Source organism: Filimonas effusa (genome assembly GCF_004118675.1).
GTDB lineage: Bacteria > Bacteroidota > Bacteroidia > Chitinophagales > Chitinophagaceae > Filimonas > Filimonas effusa.
The window spans coordinates 2,090,935-2,108,520 of record NZ_SDHZ01000001.1 but is presented as its reverse complement, the minus strand read 5'-3'; the positions used below and the strand labels follow the sequence as shown (position 1 = coordinate 2,108,520).

Here is a 17,586-nt window from a genome sequence, read left to right as displayed (position 1 = left end):
GATCATACACTTAGCATAAAGCAAGCAGTTAAGGGGGGACGGTTCTCCGTTAGCCCCCCGTTTTTTATTAAAAGAAGACGTAAATTGAATGGAAGTATGAAAACAATCAGAAATTGGATTGCCTTCGTTTGTTGTGTATTATTGTTTTGCTCCTTTAAACCCGCCGGAGAAACAGTCACAATTATCCTGCCCAAGACTCCTCACGGCAGAGTAGCCTTTGGTGCTGAAAAGCTAGTTGCTGCTTTAAAGCAGACCGGTTATCAGGTAACAACAGTTAAGCAGGATAACCCTTCGCTTCAAAAGAGGGTAATAGTCATCAGCGTTTGGGATGATGCGCTTTTCAAGGCAACTGCTGGTGTTTTCCAAATAAATAAGCAAACCAAACCCGGGAAGGAGGGGTTTGTACTTGGAGCACCCGGTGCAGCGGTAAAAAAGAAAACTTCCTATGCCCAGTTTGTTGGCGGTGCTGATGCCTCCGGCACTTTATATGGCTGTCTTGAGCTGGCTGACCGTATTAAAACGACCGGCAAACTGCCCGATGCCATTACAATGATCGACCAGCCCGAAATGGTGTTGAGGGGGGCGTGTATTGGTATGCAGAAGCCATACTATCTTCCCGGACGTACCGTATATGAGTATCCTTACACCCCGGAGCAATTTCCCTGGTTTTATGATAAAGCACATTGGATCAGCTATCTCGACTCCCTGGTTGAGAATCGAATGAATTCTTTATACTTATGGAGCGGTCATCCTTTCGCTTCGCTGGTTAAGCTAAAGGACTACCCTTATGCAGTAGAAGTAGATGATGCTACCTTTAAGAAAAATGAAGAAGTATTCCGTTTTCTGACAAAAGAGGCCGATAAAAGAGGGATATGGGTGATACAAATGTTCTATAATATCATAGTCTCGAAGCCTTTTGCAGAGAAACATAATATAAAAACACAGGACAGGGAGCGACCTATTGTTCCATTGATAGCAGATTATACCCGTAAATCAATCGCGGCTTTTGTGCAGAAATATCCGAATGTGGGCTTGATGGTTGCATTGGGTGAGGCGATGGAAGGTGTTGGTAATGACGATATAGAGTGGTTCACTAAAACGATCATACCTGGTGTAAAAGACGGTTTGAAATTATTGGGTAAAACAGAAGAACCCCCTATTGTACTGAGAGCGCATGATACTGATGCGCCAGCGGTAATGGAAGCAGCAACGCCACTCTATAAGAATCTTTATACAGAAGCCAAATATAACGGAGAGGCCCTGACCACTTATACCCCCCGTGGGCCCTGGGCAGAACTGCACCGTAACCTAAGCAGAAACGGTACTGTGCAAATAGAGAATGTTCATATTCTTGCAAACCTGGAACCGTTCCGGTATGGAAGTGCTGACTTTATCCAGAAAAGTGTAAAGGCTATGCATGATGTTCATCATGGCAATGCGCTTCACCTGTATCCGCAGGCCTCTTTCTGGGACTGGCCTTATGCGGCTGATAGCGCTTCACCACGTCTTTTGCAAATTGAAAGAGATTGGATCTGGTACAAGGAGTGGGCACGTTATGCCTGGAATTGCCGCAGAGACCGCAATCAGGAAGTAGAATACTGGGGTGGCTTACTGGCTGATAAATTTGGAACAAAGCAGGCGCAAGGAAAAAACATTCTGACTGCTTATGAAGAATCGGGTGAAATAGCTCCCAAACTGTTACGCAGGGTGGGTATTACGGATGGGAACCGACAGACCCTTACGTTGGGAATGTTTATGAATCAGCTCATCAATCCCTTCCGTTTTGGTTTATTTACATTGCTATATGATTCTGAAGGACCAGAGGGAGAGATGCTGATAGAGTATGCCGAAAAAGAATGGAAGAAAGAAAAACACATTGGAGAAACTCCTGTGCAGGTAATGAATGAAGTGGTAGCTCATGGAAATAAAGCAGTGCAGGCTATTGAACAGGCTACAGCAGGAATTACAAAGGAGAAAGATGAATTTCTGCGCATCAAAAACGATATGTATTGCTATCGCGCACTAGCCAATTGCTTTGCAGAAAAGTCGAAAGCCTCTCTTTGGGTATTGCGATATAAATATTCCCGTCAGTTATCCGATCTTGACAGTGCCTTACCATATCTCCGTAAGAGTGTAGAATATTACAGAGAGCTGGCTGATCTTACAAAGGGCACTTACAGGTATGCTAACAGCATGCAAACTGCACAACGTAAAATTCCTATTGGTGGCGATAATGGTAAAAACAAAACCTGGGTAGAACTATTACCTTTCTATGAAAAAGAACTGAGCCATTTCGAACGCAGTATCGATTCACTTAAAAATCCAAAGCCCGTAGCAGCAACTGTCACTAAAAAGCCGCTGCTGGAAAATGCAGATGTTACTGTTTTAAGTGAATACGCAGGTAATTATACCTTTGCAGTAGGGCAAATGATGTTTTCCGATACGATGTCTGTTATCAAGAACTATGCACCCGAGCTTGCCAACTTAAAGGGCTACCGATTTAATAAAGCGCGCCAGATAGCAGCGGGAACTACCATACGTTTCTCCAATGCCAAACCAGTGAAAGTGCTGGTAGGTTTCTTTAATAAAAAAGGCCCGTGGCTGCTCGGCGCTCCTGAGCTGGAAACGAATGCGGCGGCTAATGACTATGGTCAGGCGGAAACAAAAATTGCAAACGGTGTAGTAATAACCGGCTTCCCTGCGGTGAATATACATACCTATTCTTTCCCTGCAGGAACCAACACGTTGACTCTGGCTAAAGGGGCTTGCATGATAATAGGTTTTATCGATAGTGATCAGGTTATCAAACCTTATGACGCAGGCCTTGTGCCAGGTGTTACCAAATTGGAACTGGATTGGTTATTTGAATAAAAGAAGAATGATGACAAGTGCATTTAAAAAAATAGTATTTGCCCTGGGAGGCGTTATAGCGCTGGCGCCTTCTATGGCGCAGCAACGTAGTTCTTCTGTGCTGTCTAACAACATATTACAGAGGTACGTTACTAAATTCAATACAGCCGATACGCAGGATGTACAAAACTATGTTCCTAATATCAGAGCCTATGATTGGATGGCGGCGAATGTACCATTGTTTGAGTGTCCGGATAGTATCATTGAAAATATTTACTATTACCGGTGGTGGACATTCCGTAAGCATCTTAAGCAAACAGATGAAGGGTTTATTTTTACGGAGTTCATTACGCCTGTTAAACATGCGGGGAAATACAATTCTGTAAGCAGTGCACTTGGACACCAGATATATGAAGGGCGCTGGTTACGTGATACGCAGTATATCCAGCAATATATCCGTTTCTGGCTGCAAAAAGACAAACACTTTAAAGCGCCGCGTTTGTATGGTTTCAGTGGTTGGACGGAAGATGCGGTATATGGATTATTTAAGGTGCAAAAAGATACTGCTTTCATCCGGTCCCTGTTCACTGATATGGAAGAGGATTATCATCGTTGGGAGCAGGATCGTCAATTACCTTCTGGTTTGTTCTGGCAATATGATGTAAAAGATGCCATGGAAGAATCGATCAGCGGAGGCAGAAAAGTAAAAAACAAACGTCCCAGTATCAACAGCTACATGTATGGTAATGCAAGAGCGATGGAGCAAATGGCTAATATTCTGCAGCAGCCTGCTAAAGCCGCAGAATATCGCCAAAAGGCCATCGTACTTCGCAAGTTGATACAGGATAGCCTTTGGGATGGCAATGCCTCTTTCTTTAAAACAGGTATGGAAAAAGGTGGTCTTTCCGACGCAAGAGAAGCAATAGGCTTTATTCCCTGGTACTTCAACTTACCGGACGATGAAAAGAGATATGGTAAAGCATGGGAGCAAATAACGGATACTACAGGTTTCAAAGCACCCTGGGGGTTGACCACTGCAGAGAGAAGACATCCTGCCTTTAGAACGCATGGTACAGGACACTCCTGTGAATGGGATGGAGCTATCTGGCCTTTTGCCTCTACTCAAACTTTAAAAGGATTTTCTAATCTGCTGAAAAACTATAAGCAATATCCCAAGAACCTGAATGCTGAAATTTTTTATGATGCGTTCCATACTTATGCCTGGTCACATCAAAAAAACGGACAGCCTTATATCGGTGAGTACCAGGATGAAAAGACTGGCTATTGGCTGAAGGGGGACAATCCAAGGAGTAGTTTTTATAATCATTCAGGGTTTGTAGATCTTGTTATCAACGACCTGGTAGGGATAAAACCTTCTTCGGAAAATAAACTGGTTATTTCCCCGCTTATTCCCGAAGGCAGATGGGACTGGTTCTGTCTTGATAAAGTATCTTATCATGGAAAGCTGGTCACTGTTCTATGGGATAAAACAGGAACGCATTATAATAAAGGAAGAGGCTTCCGTATTTATGCCGACGGCCAGGAAATCTGGTACAGTAAAAAACTGAAACCCGCATCTGTAGTGCTTAAATAGCTTGTTTTATGAAGAGTTGCTTTGCTTCTTTTTTGGGCTTGCTGGTATTGGGGCAACTGGATCTTGCTGCTCAGCAAAAGCCTTTGGATCTGTGGTACCGGCAACCGGCAACAAAATGGACCGAAGCGTTGCCAATAGGTAATGGGCGTTTGGGAGCTATGATCTATGGTGGTGTCAAGGAAGAGCATCTTCAGTTTAACGAATCCACTTTATGGACCGGTAGACCCCGTGAATATGCGCATTCCGGTGCTGTCAACTACCTACAGCCGATACGGCAGCTTTTGGCAGAAGGCAGGCAGGCGGAGGCTGAAGCAATGGCTGAAGCACATTTTATGGGTTTGAAGGACATTGATGATAGTATTTATAAAATAAACCGTGAAAGCTGGTTAAAAGCGGTAAGTGGGAATGTAAAATGGGCTGATCCATCGTTAGATGACAGCCAATGGAAAACAATGCAGTTGCCATTGGCCAACGGATGGGAGACTGCAGGTCTTGAGGGGCTGGACGGTGCATTATGGTTCAGGACAAGTTTTGAATTGCCTACCCGTTGGAAAGGCAAAAATATGATTGTAGCGTTGGGCAGGATTCGTGATAAGGACTATACTTATGTTAATGGCAAACTGGTAGGCAGTGATGAGGGGATCAGCTCCAAAAGAACTTATACCATTCCGGCGGAAGTATTACAGGAAGGACAAAATGTTATAGCAGTACAGGTCATCAACTTTTTTGATAAGGGTGGTTTTACGGGGTTGAAGGGGAGTCAGCCGTTGTTGGTGGTATATCCAGAAGGAGGTGATCCTAAAGATGCTATTTCGTTGTCACGCGATTGGAAGTATGCTGTACAGGATGATATGCCGCCTGCTTATCCCCAATATGAAGCAAGTTATCAGCCTTTTGGTGATGTTTATTTTCGCAGTAACAGTATCGCGGACGCAAGCGGGTATCGCCGGGAGTTGAATCTAAATAATGCACTTGCAACTGTTAGCTATAAAGCAGGTGGTATTCAATATTACAGAGAATACCTTGCAAGCTATCCGCATAATGTAATTGCCATGCGGATATGGGCCGATAAAACAGGCAGTATAACCATGGACGCCGGGTTTTCCGCATTACACAAAGGGTATATTGTTCAGAAAGTAGATGCACGAACCATTTCATTAAGTGTTCAGGTGAAGAACGGTGCACTTCGCGGTGTGGCCTATCTCCGCGCCGAAACGAAGTCCGGTAAAGTAATTGTAGAAAACAACTGTCTAAAAATAGATGCTGCTGATGAAGCGGTGTTCTATCTTACAGCTGCTACCAATTTTAAAACTTATAAAGACCTTAGTGTGGAACCGGCATCGGCCTGTAAGCATTCTATCCAGGCTGCCACTAAGCTGGGTTACCAGCAAATAAAATCAGGACATATAACTGACTACAGGCACTATTTCAGTTCTGTTTCTTTACAGTTGGGTGCGACTTCTCAATCAGGTTTACCTACAGACGAAAGAATCCGCAGCTTTTCGGTGGAGAAGGATCCGGCGTTATTGGCCCTGTATTTTCAATATGGGCGTTATCTTCTGCTATCGTCATCAAGACCTGGCGGACAACCGGCTAATTTGCAGGGATTATGGAATGATCTGCTGACCCCTCCGTGGGGCAGCAAGTATACGACCAATATTAACCTGCAAATGAATTATTGGCCTGCTGAAATGCTTGGATTGGGGGATTGTACTGAGCCTTTGTTCCGTATGATACAGGATCTTCGGGAAGCCGGTAGCCATACCGCCAAAATGCATTACGGGGCTCCTGGCTGGGTGTTACATCATAATACTGATATCTGGCGTGCTACAGCACCTATCAACTCTTCTACACATGGTATTTGGGTTACCGGAGGAGCGTGGTTATGTCGTCATATATGGGAGCACTACCTGTTTACCGGCGATACTGTCTTCCTGCGTAAATATTATCCTGTAATGAAGGATGCGGCCGCTTTCTTTAATACATTCCTAGTAAAAGATCCGGCCACAGGATGGCTGATAAGCACGCCTTCCAATTCTCCTGAACAGGGAGGGTTAGTGGCGGGACCGGCTATGGACCACCAGATTATACGTGAACTGTACAGCAATTGCATTGCGGCGTCGATTGTACTTAAGACTGATATAGCCGATAGGGGAGTTTGGGTACAGCAGTACCGGGGAATTGCGCCAAACAGGATCGGGCGCTATGGGCAGCTTCAGGAATGGCTACAGGACATAGACGATACTACCAATACACACAGGCATGTGTCGCATTTATGGGCTGTTTATCCTGGTAATGAAATTGCGACCCATACTCCTGCTCTTATGAAGGCCGCCAGAAAATCGTTGCTCTACAGAGGTGATGAAGGCACAGGCTGGAGTATTGCCTGGAAAGCAAATCTTTGGGCCAGATTGAAAGATGGTGATCATGCTCTTAAAATGTTATGCCAGCTTCTGTCTTCTGCAGAGAATACACATGGTTCGGAACAGGGGGGAGTATATAGTAATCTTTTTGATGCACATCCACCTTTCCAGATCGATGGTAATTTCGGTGGAGCTGCTGCTATGGCGGAAATGTTGTTGCAAAGTAACAGGGATACCTTGTTTGTATTACCTGCATTACCTGCTGCATTACCAGGCGGAGATATTAAAGGATTAAGGCTACGCGGCGGTTTTATCGCTGATCTGTCATGGGAAGCAGGCAAGTTGAAATGTTTAAATCTTCGTTCTCTTACAGGTAACACCATTTGGGTTACCTACGAAGGTAAAAGAAGACGTTTGTCTACTACTAAAGGGAGATTGTACCGGCTGGATCCATCTTTAGCTCTCCGTTGAAAAAAATAATATTATTTCTCTAAAAAAGGGCTGCTTTTACATCGGGCAGCCCTTTTTCTTTTAAGTTTTTTGATAGTAATGAAAACGTTTTTTTTAAATTTCTGAACAGTTGTTATTGCCAGAATCAAATACTGTATTGGCTTTCAGAAATTACAATTGTATTATAAAAAAATATATACCATTAGTGTTCATATCTTGAATAGCAGAAATTTGGCAGGCGGGCATTGGCTTTTCTATCTTTGATCTGTTGTTAAAAAAAACACTATGAAAATACCATACGGAAGGAGTTATGAAAGATTCCGGATGTTTCTGACATGCTTTTTAGCCTTTAGTTTTAATGCTTTAGTTGCTGGAGCTCAAACAATATTAACAGGTGGGGACATAGCCTTTACAGGTTATACTACGGGTACTGTGGATACAATCAGCTTTATCATTTTACGGGAAGATGGCATAGCAGCTTCTACTGTCATTCTGTTCACGGATAATGGCTGGTTAAGTTCCGGGGTGGGTAGAACTGGTGAGGGAATTCTGGAGTGGCGGACAAATGATCCCTTGCAATATGGGGTACAGGTCAAAATCTGGTCTGGGAATTCGGTGGTAGAGTCGGACAAAGGAGTGCTGAAGCCGATGTCTGGTAGGATAGATCTTGCGGCAGCAGGAGATCAGATTTTTGCCTTTCAGGGGAGTTGGCCAAGTGCGGTAAGGTTCATTGCAGGGTTGCATTACAACCGGACTGAAACAACAACGGTTGCAGGTTGGGATGTATCGGCTGCTGCTTCTAATTCCACATCAGTATACCCTCCGGGACTATGTAATGGCTGCGGCATATGGGTTAGAAATCCGGCTGCAGATGTTTCGGAAAAGACGGTTGATGCACGGTATAAGGGATGGTATGAGGATAGCTCTGCTGCTTTCAGGGCAATGTTGAATGATAATGCGAATTGGGACAACTCCTTTACAACCAGTTCAGGAGGAATCCGCTTATGGGGACTTCCACCTGTTATAGGAGAAATTGATTCGGGTTCCGATTCTGCAGGTGCGGCGCCTAAGATCATTGCGGTTGCAACTACGAAGCCGGAGGGGCTTTATGGGAGAGAGGAAGAGATCAATATCGTGGTTTACTTCGATAAGGTGGTTATTGTAAATACAAATGATGGGATTCCTTATCTCCGGCTTAATACAGGTAATACTCCTGGTGTAGCGTCTTATGCAGCGGGGTCGTGCAGCAGTGCATTAACCTTTATCTACCAAGTTCATGCAGGAGATAGCAGTAGCGGATTGGATTATGTTGCCACCAATGCTTTACAGCTAAACAGAGGAACTATTAAAGGAGCAAATGCCCGCAATGCTAATCTTACCTTGCCTGTTGCTGGTAATGGTGCTTCACTTATCGCTCACCGAATACAAGTAGATGCCCGGCCACCAGTGATATTGCCGGGGCAGAAAATAGAAATTGATCCTGCAGCAGCTATCGGCTCTACAATTGGGATAGCCCAAGCTATAAATGAAGGACCGGTTGGAATATTGAGGAATTGGCAGATAATACAGGGCAATGCCGGCGACGCATTCGTCATTAATGAATTAACAGGAGAATTGTCTGTTGCTAACCAGCATTGGATGGTGGAGGCGACGCCGGAATATGCATTGGTATTAACTGTCTGTGATAGTATCAATACTTCGGATGCGGTAGAAATGAATATTACATTATCGGAGTCAATAGCTGATACCCTTTTATTTGAACCGGCTGTCATTTACGAGAATCAGCCTTCTGGCACGTTGGCGGGTACTTTTAAGATGATGAAAGGTGGGAATCCGGTTTCCTATAGTTTGACCCAGGGCGCCGGAGACAGTGACAACAGTTATTTTTTGATTGCAGGTAATGAGCTAAGAACGGTGCAGGCTTTTGATTATGAGTTAAAGCCGGCATATAATGTACGCGTAAGAGCAACCACGAATGGCCGGTATTACGATACTGCATTGGTTATAGGAATAGAGAATGTGAATGATCCACCAACTATTAACCCTGTTGCAGATCAAACAATATGTGTCAGCAATAATACAGCCTTGGTTTCTCTTACCGGGATCTCAGCAGGGCCAGAAGTGGGCCAGTGCGTTACTGTAACTGCAGAAGCTAACAGAGATGACTTCTTTTCTCAACTAGTTGTTATTCGTGATACCGACGGAGCTACAGTTCTGAGATATAAGTTAATGCCACTCGCAAGTGGCGATGCGATAATAACAATTATCGTCAGAGATAATGGGGGAAAAGAGAATGGAGGAGTTGATAGTATCGGTTACAGTTTCACTGTTACAGCGGTAAATGCTCCAAAGGTAACTATTGCTGCTGCCGGCAACAAAACCAGTCTCGCTCCTGGAGAAAAGGTTATGTTAACAGCAGCAACAAGTCAAAATGTGGTGGCATTCCAGTGGTTTCTGAATGAAACAAGTATTACCGGTGCACAATCTGGTTCCTTGGAGGTGAGTGCTGATGCCACTGGTGTATACTATTGTCTGGTTAAGGGAGCAGCAGGCTGTGAAGAGCGGTCGAATACATTGATGGTTACGAACGCTGGAGAAAAGAGCATTCTTCTTGCTTACCCCAACCCTACTAAAGCAAAGATATATCTCAGTTTTTCCGGCTACCTCGATAAATACGTTTACATGAGCGTTTATAACAGCCTGGGCGTATTAATGCAAAGCAGAAAAATCTGGCATACAAGTGAACATCAGGTAGAAGAAGTAAATAATACAGGTTATGCTGCGGGAACATACATTATAGAGCTGCGTACCGCGCAGAATAGCCAAATAGGAACGGTTTCATATGTTGTTGCTCCATAGTGTTTTTCATATTGATTAAAGGTTGCTCGTTTTAGGTTTAATTGTTCATTATTGGTTGTTAGGTCAATAACCTATGATTACACCCAGTCCCTCCCGCCTCTCGGGAGGGGCTTGCTTTTTATCCTCCGCCAGTTCCGACGAGGCTATACCTTGTATCAGCTACCTATAGAATATCCACGCACCCAAGTGTTTTCTTTGCTGTTGCCGGAATAACCTGCTATTAATCCTATTTTAAGCTCTCTCTGGAATCTATCTGTACTCTATTCTATTAACCGGAATTTTCTTGAGATGTATTTTAAACTGATGTGTTGGAGGCTTGCCAATTGTACCTGCAGGGCCTTTATGTATTATTTGATTGCTGTTGCAAAGAAAAAATATTTTTTATTCTCTACTGAAATTGCCGGGTGATTTTTGCTTTTTTGGATCTTTTATGTGAAAAAAAAGAATTAAAACGGTTGGAAATATAATCTGAATCTTGTTTTGGCGGCTATAAATTGGCGATGGGGGTGTATTTTGATAGATATTAAAAAAATGAATTTGAAAAAAATAGTTGTCTGTCTCAAATTATAGTAATAAATTGGCCCCTGTTGAAACAGGGGCCGCAACCAAAACTAACTGCTTATGAGAAAAATTTGAATTATCGTTGTTGTCTTTTGTTCCACAAAGAAACGACGCTTATTCGAATATTCATAGTTAAAGTGTACTAATTAACAATTATCTTACAATTGCCGGTTACTCTAATTATAACCGGTGTTTTCCTCCCAGGAGAACAACTACTGAAAACTGCTATTAGAACCAGCTGCCACAACACCAGTTTCTAACCTCACCAGACATATAAATGATTGCATTGCCTTATTTAAGGAGGGTACTATCCTTGGTCGGTTTTGCCGGTCAGGCGGTCTATTGCGTCGCGGTAAATGGCGCCTACAGGTATTTCCATATCCTGTATAAAAATGCTGTTCTTTCGTATCGAGCTGATGCTTTCTATTGATACGATATAGGATTTGTGCACTCTTACAAATTGATCGGGTGGCAATTCCTGTTCTATTGCTTTAACGCCTGAGCGTACTATCAGGGGTTTGCCTGTGCTTTTAAGATGAATTTTTATGTAGTCCCGTAATCCCTCTATCCAGCTGATATCATTGAATTGTACCTTAACCAGGCTGTAGTCGGCATTGACGAAGAAATAGGTGGGGGCCGGCTGAGAGGCATGCTTAGAGGTAGCTGTAGTTCTCAGCTGGTGTAATTCATTCGCTTTGTTACAGGCCTTAATAAAGCGTTCAAGTTCTACTGGCTTCAATAGGTAGTCCACTACATCAAGCTGATAACCTTCCAATGCAAATTTTTCGTAAGCTGTTACCAGTATTATCATCGGCTTTTGTTGGAGGCTTTGGATGAATTGAAGCCCGGTAAGTCCAGGCATCTGGATGTCCACAAAAATCAGATCCGCCTTTTTGTCTTGCAATAACTGCGTTGCCTCAAATGCATCCTGGCATTTTCCTACCAGTTGCAGGTAAGGGATCTTGCTGATATAATTTTCAAGCAGGTCAAGGGCCAGGGGCTCATCGTCAATAGCTATGCATTGTAACATCGTGAAGTTTTAATTGTAATATTATAGTAAACCAGCCTTCCGCTCGTGTGATATGCAATTTGTGTGCCTTGGGATATAGCAAAGTAAGACGACGTTCCACATTTGCCAATCCAATACCGGAAGTATGATCTTTGGGTTCGTCAACGGCTTCACTGAATTTATTCCTGACGGTGAACGTAAGCAGATCGGCTTTTTGCGCGAGTATTATTTCGATTCTGGGTTGTTGGATATAACCGGTACCGTGTTTAAAGGCATTTTCAACGAAAGGGATCAATAGCATTGGCTCAATCTCGGCCAACTCGTCTGTAATACTTATTTCCTGGTATATTGTTACTTTTTGTCCGAAACGCAATTGCTGCAGATCAATATAACTTTTCAAATATTCTATCTCTTTGCCGAGGGGAACCCTTCTTTCATCAGATTCATACAACATATAACGCATAAGCGAAGACAGTTTGAAGATAGTGGGCTCCAGCTTATCCGATTTTAGCCTGGCCAGCGCCACTATGTTATTTAATACATTGAACATAAAATGCGGACTGATCTGAGAGCGTAAAAAGGACAATTCTGTTTTCATATTCTCCTTCTGCTTTTCTTTCTCCAGGTTCTCAAGTCTTATCTTTTCAGAGATCAAACGATAAGCGGTACTTGCTGCGACGACCAGAAGGAAGAGCGCCAGGTTAAAGTCTATGAAAACTACAGCGCGGAAATTGGGTTTGTGCGCATCTGCAGGAATAATATAGGTGAATATCAACCAATGAATGCCCATCACAGCAAGGAAAGCTATCAGCTGCGAAATTCCGTAATACAGGTATTTTCGCCTGTTAATGAACCAGGGAACCCATAATTCTGAATTTAAGTAAAACAATCCCACCCAGGTAAGGTTTATCAGTATCGAGGCTGCATTCAGGGGAGGAGGGGAATGGAACCTGCCAACGCCGCTATTTTCATACGAATGCCGCAGGAGGTACGGAAGTGAAAATATCACTATCCATACCGTTACATGCAGTAAAAATGTAATCCATTTGCTATGATAGGAAACCTTCATACATCCAATTTAGATAATTACTGCATACCCTGTGTTGCATTTTGCATACTGTTGTCGCTGTTCATATTCTTTCTTTTGAAAATAGACAGGTCTGCCTTTCCAAATCTATAGGTAAAGTTTAAACGAACCATTTGTGGGCTGCGCAGCCTGCTATAATACTGGGTAAAATAGTCGCTTTCAGAATATTGATCGGTGCGGCGGCTTCTGAATATGTCGTTTATACTTAACGATACGGCGGCTGCATTATTTTTCAGGAATGTTTTCTTTATGGCCGCATCTATACTATAAAAAGATTTAATATATCCCTGTGATGCACTTTGGGATTGCATACCCGGAGGGCCTCCCATGTTGCCTTTGTTATTATTTACAGGAAGATTGGTTTTGGATTGATACATTCCTGTAAGTTGTAAAGCAAGTCCTGCAGGTAGTTTGAAGTTATGATTCATCTTACCAAACCAGCTCCATAATGCTTCCGATGATCCACCGCCAATATTGCCAGTGTTGATCCGGGAATTGTACAGATTCAAATTGGTTGACATATCCCACCAATTGCTGACATTGTTTTGTAAAGTTATTTCCGCACCTGTTGTATAGCTTGAGTTTGCATTAATATAAGTATTTACCAAATCTTGTTTTCCCGAGATTGCATTAATGGTGGTGTCCAGATAGCGTGTGATCAAATGATTGCTACGCCTGTAGTAAACGCTCGCCAGAAATGTAGAAGAACGGGAGAAATTCTTATTATAGGATAATTCAAAAGAGTTGGTAAATTCCGGTACGAGGTCTGGGTTACCACGCGTAATATTAAGGCTGTCGGAATAGTCTGTAAATGGAATCAGTTGAAAGAAATTAGGGCGGTTAATACGTCTTGTATAACTCAGTTGTAACTGCTGATCTCCAGCCAGTTTCTGGCTCAGGAAAACGGAAGGGAAAAGGCTTATAGGGTAGTTATTGCTGAAGTGTTCGCCAGTTGTGATGAGGTCTCCGTTGTAATTGGAGCGTTCGGCTCTAAGGCCTACCTGATAACCAAAATTCTTAATACTGCTGCTTACTGAAAGGTAAGCAGCATATACATTATTGTTATTTTTATAGTTGGTGCTGGCAGCATCTACTTTTTCGCTTTTACCGCTTACCTGGTTATAGAGGTAGTTATCGGTTACGTTTTCTATATGTTGTAGAGAAGCACGCAAGCCTGCTTCTAACTTCGTTTTTTCTCCCAAGGGTTTTACATAGTCTGTTTGTAAGGTATAAAAACGGTCTTTACCTGTGCCGATGGTTTGTTGCTGTTGTGTTCCAATAATGTTGCTACCAATCCCCTGGTCATAATAGCGGGTGAAGTAGTTAGCGTTATTGGTATTTTTTCCTCCAAAGACATTAATGTCGGCGGTAAGTTCTTCTCCTTCTTTAGCGAATAATTGTTTCATGCCAAGCTTCAGCCCGCCACCGTTGAAGTTACGGCTGTTATTTGCATCGCGCTGGCTAAAGCTGGTTCTTTTGCCGGAAAGGAACAGGCTGTCGGTATAGGTGTTCAATAGTCCTGTAGGTGTGAACTCTCCATGCATACGCACGCCTTCCAGGCTGAGGCTGGTTTTATTATTCATGAAATAATCCAGTCCCACCTTGCCAAAAAGCATATTACCATTATTCTTGTCTACGTTCGACTGGGAAATGGCTGTCTGAGGAGTAGTGGTGAGGTTGAATCTTTCCGTTGTACCGGTAGTTTTGTCTTTCATCTGATTAATCATACCGCTGGCAGTAACATTGAATTTGCCCTGTCTTACATTTAGGTCCAGTCCACCATTGAGGCCTCCACGGCTATCAATTCCTGCGCGGGCGTTACCATTGTATCCTTTCTTCTTGTCTTTTTTAAGCACGATATTGAGAATGCCAGCACCTGCGCCTGATGCATCGTATTTTGCAGAAGGGTTTGTAATCACTTCTACGCTTTCAATGCTGGCAGCAGGTATCTGGTCGAGCGACAAGGTGGTAGGCCGGCCATCAATAAAGAGTTGCGGAGAGCTGTTGCGAATGGTGACGTTACCATCAATATCTACGTTCACCGAAGGAACGTTCTGTATAACGTCGAGACCGGTACCGCCGGCACTGACAAGATTTTTTTCGACGTTGAATACTTTTTTATCAAGATCCAGGCGCATTAATGGTTTGGAGGTACTGCTAACTATTACACCTTCCAGCAGATTAGCGTTGCTGATCAGCGTTAATTTGCCCAGATCTTTCTCTGTGTTTCCCATGGCTGGCATATTGGCGCCTGGTAATGAAGCGGCGCTGGTGCCGGGTGAGGCTGGAGAAGGGCCAGTTCCTGCCTGTGCCAGGAAGATGGTTTCTTCAAGGCTTATGTAACCTGTAGCATCAACTTTCAGCTTCAAGTCAGGTTGAAAGGGGATATCCTCGAAATTGAATTCTCCGGAAGATCTGGTAATGACTCCTTTTACTAATATGTTGCGCAGTTTACCGCCGGCACTGTCACGGGTTGGTTGTAATAATACTACCGAAGCGCCATTGACAGCTTTTCCCGCATTGTCGACGATTTTACCATAAATACGCCCGCTGGGCAGTTGAAAATGAGGCATCTGAGCATGCAACTGCCGGAAAATAAGAAACAGGCAGATAAGTATTACTAGCTTTTTCATATAAGGCAAAGCTATTTTGCCCTGGTTACCTGGCTTCCGGTGTTGCTGCCAAATCAAAAAATGATGCTGCCAAAAATACTTACCGCAGCTGGTAACGTATTCCTGCAAAACCTCTTATTCCCTGTAATGAGGCATAATTATAGCCGGTATCGAAGTTGTATCCTTCCTTATTATTTATGGGGTCGTTTACATGTTTATTGAACGGATCGAAAGGGCGCATCAGAGGATCGGAGGGGAGGAAGTTGAAGAGATTTTTAACACCTCCGTATATTTCGAGCCTGTCTTTTATCTTTTTGGTAATCTGAATGTTCGTAATGCAGTGCCAGGGAGAATATTCCGGGCGATAGTCGCGCGGTTGTATTGGCAACCGCATAGGACCATTCCATTTCCCTGTAAGGTCTGCAGACCAGCCGCCGTTAAAGCTATAGCCAGCAACGAAATTTCCTGACCATCGTGGAGCATGTAATTGTACTGTTTTGATCATTTTGCCTTCTGTATTTTCATTAACCTGATAAACATCCTGCAGGGTAACGCCTGCAAGTACTTTTAATGGGAAAGGGAAAACGGCATCTATATTCATCGCAATACCCCGTGAGATGGCATGCCCATTCAGATTGTTGTAAATGATCTTAGTAGGATCGGAATCGAAGTCTCCTATTATTTTATTAGTAAACCAGGAGTAGAAGCCGGTAAGGTCCATATTTATAAAGGTGCGGCCATACTGTATCTTGTGGGTATAGTTAATATTGCTATTATAAGATCTTTCAGGAAGCAGCGCAGATGCTATCACAACTTCCCTTGCGCCTGATAGGGCGGCATGGTCTTCTGTAAATAGATTAACCACCCGGTAACCGGTACCGAAGCTGGCTCTGATGATGTGTCTGTTATCGGGAGTATACTTATATGCAAGCCTTGGGGAGTGTACGTGACCGTGATATTTATCGTAATCGTAACGATATCCACCTAAAAGTGTATGATGACTGTTGATGGTCCATTCGTCCTGGATAAATAAACCGGGCAGGGGTGTTTTTGCCGGTTGATTGGTTACGCCATCTGCTGCGGTTGTTCCAGGCGTATTATCATCATAAAGCGTATAGCGGTAGGAGCCGCCTAACAGAAAGCTATGATTGGATCCAAACTGTTTGTCCCAATAAAGTTGTGCAAACGCCACCTGCTGGTTGGCATTATAAGGTGTAGTGCCATAGTAGGATCCCTGGTCATGCCAGTTATATGACAATTGCGCCATAATCTTTTCCTTTAGAGGCAGCTGATAAGTACCAATAAATTCCCATCGCCTGGTGGTAATACTCTCTCCATAGATGCTGTCACTGCCGCGCCATTTTCTGCTCCAGTTCATTTGTCCTCCCCAGCGGTCTTCATATACATAACGTGCAGCAATACTGGCCTGCCTGTTCCGGGCCCTGCCGAAGTTCCATTTATTAAATAGAGAGATCCTGTTTTGCAAGGTAAGATCGGTAAAGCCGTCTTTATTGTGATCTACTGGCGACTGATAATTGAACCAGTTGATGCCTAATAGTCCTGAAGTCTTGCCGACCTTTAATTTCATTGCTACATCGGCATTGATCTCTTTCCAGGAAGTGGCAAATACATCGGCACTAATGGCGGGTGCATGAGCAGCATCTTTGGTGATAACGTTAATGATACCGCCCATTGCTTCGGATCCATAAAGTGAGGAGGCTGGGCCTTTGACCACCTCTATGCGTTCAACCATGCTATTGGGGATGCCATTCAAGCCATAAACAGTAGAAAGACTGCTCACAATAGGCATTCCGTCAATCAGGATCATGGTGTAGGGGCCTTCCATTCCGTTAATATGTATATCGCCGGTATTGCACACATTACAATTGAGTTGTGGTTGAATGCCGTTAACCATACCTATAGACTCAAAAAGACATGGCGTTGGGTTTTTGCGAAAGAACTGAGGTGTCAATACCTCTACAGGGATAGGGCTATCTGTTCGTCTTACTGCTTTCATTGTTCCTGTTATGACCATCTCGTCAAGATCATGAATTCCCGTACTAGTATCTATACGTGATGGGGGCTGGCATATGGACTGCCTGGCCATTAACAGCATTAATGCCGACAGCAATAACTTTTGCATAGGTGAAACTTGTTTTATGTGGTGTAAAAATATAAAGTTAGATTAGACTAACAAAAAT

At 43.4% G+C, this 17,586-nt stretch carries 8 protein-coding genes; 4 read left to right on the top strand and 4 right to left on the bottom strand.

Annotated features, from left to right (window positions below; translation table 11 throughout):
* Positions 1–96 precede the first annotated feature (96 nt).
* The 4 genes from ESB13_RS07840 to ESB13_RS07825 all read left to right on the top strand — a co-directional run bounded on the left by ESB13_RS07840 (position 97) and on the right by ESB13_RS07825 (position 10,116).
* Positions 97–2,871, top strand: coding sequence for an alpha-d-galacturonidase (locus ESB13_RS07840; RefSeq protein ID WP_129002452.1), 2,775 nt, complete (start codon positions 97–99; stop codon positions 2,869–2,871).
* A 7-nt stretch (positions 2,872–2,878) separates the two neighbouring features.
* Positions 2,879–4,444, top strand: a complete 1,566-nt coding sequence (locus ESB13_RS07835) for an MGH1-like glycoside hydrolase domain-containing protein (protein WP_220399567.1) — start codon at positions 2,879–2,881, stop codon at positions 4,442–4,444.
* A gap of 8 nt (positions 4,445–4,452) precedes the next feature.
* A complete protein-coding gene (locus ESB13_RS07830) occupies positions 4,453–7,278 on the top strand; it encodes a glycoside hydrolase family 95 protein (protein WP_129002451.1) in 2,826 nt (941 codons plus the stop codon).
* A 264-nt stretch (positions 7,279–7,542) separates the two neighbouring features.
* Positions 7,543–10,116, top strand: a complete 2,574-nt coding sequence (locus ESB13_RS07825; protein ID WP_129002450.1) for a T9SS type A sorting domain-containing protein — start codon at positions 7,543–7,545, stop codon at positions 10,114–10,116.
* Positions 10,117–10,984: 868 nt separating this feature from the next.
* Here ESB13_RS07825 and ESB13_RS07820 read toward each other — a convergent pair.
* The 4 genes from ESB13_RS07820 to ESB13_RS07805 all read right to left on the bottom strand — a co-directional run bounded on the left by ESB13_RS07820 (position 10,985) and on the right by ESB13_RS07805 (position 17,528).
* The gene (locus ESB13_RS07820) at positions 10,985–11,707 is read right to left on the bottom strand and encodes a LytR/AlgR family response regulator transcription factor (protein ID WP_129002449.1); all 723 of its coding nucleotides are present in this window, start codon (positions 11,705–11,707) and stop codon (positions 10,985–10,987) included.
* A complete protein-coding gene (locus ESB13_RS07815; RefSeq protein ID WP_129002448.1) occupies positions 11,685–12,755 on the bottom strand; it encodes a sensor histidine kinase in 1,071 nt (356 codons plus the stop codon). Before ESB13_RS07815 ends, ESB13_RS07820 begins: the two co-directional genes overlap by 23 nt.
* A gap of 17 nt (positions 12,756–12,772) precedes the next feature.
* A complete protein-coding gene (locus ESB13_RS07810) occupies positions 12,773–15,406 on the bottom strand; it encodes a TonB-dependent receptor (RefSeq protein ID WP_129002447.1) in 2,634 nt (877 codons plus the stop codon).
* Positions 15,407–15,485: 79 nt separating this feature from the next.
* Positions 15,486–17,528 (bottom strand): TonB-dependent receptor plug domain-containing protein, encoded by a 2,043-nt coding sequence (locus tag ESB13_RS07805; protein WP_129002446.1) that lies wholly within the window; start codon positions 17,526–17,528, stop codon positions 15,486–15,488.
* Positions 17,529–17,586: the final 58 nt, after the last annotated feature.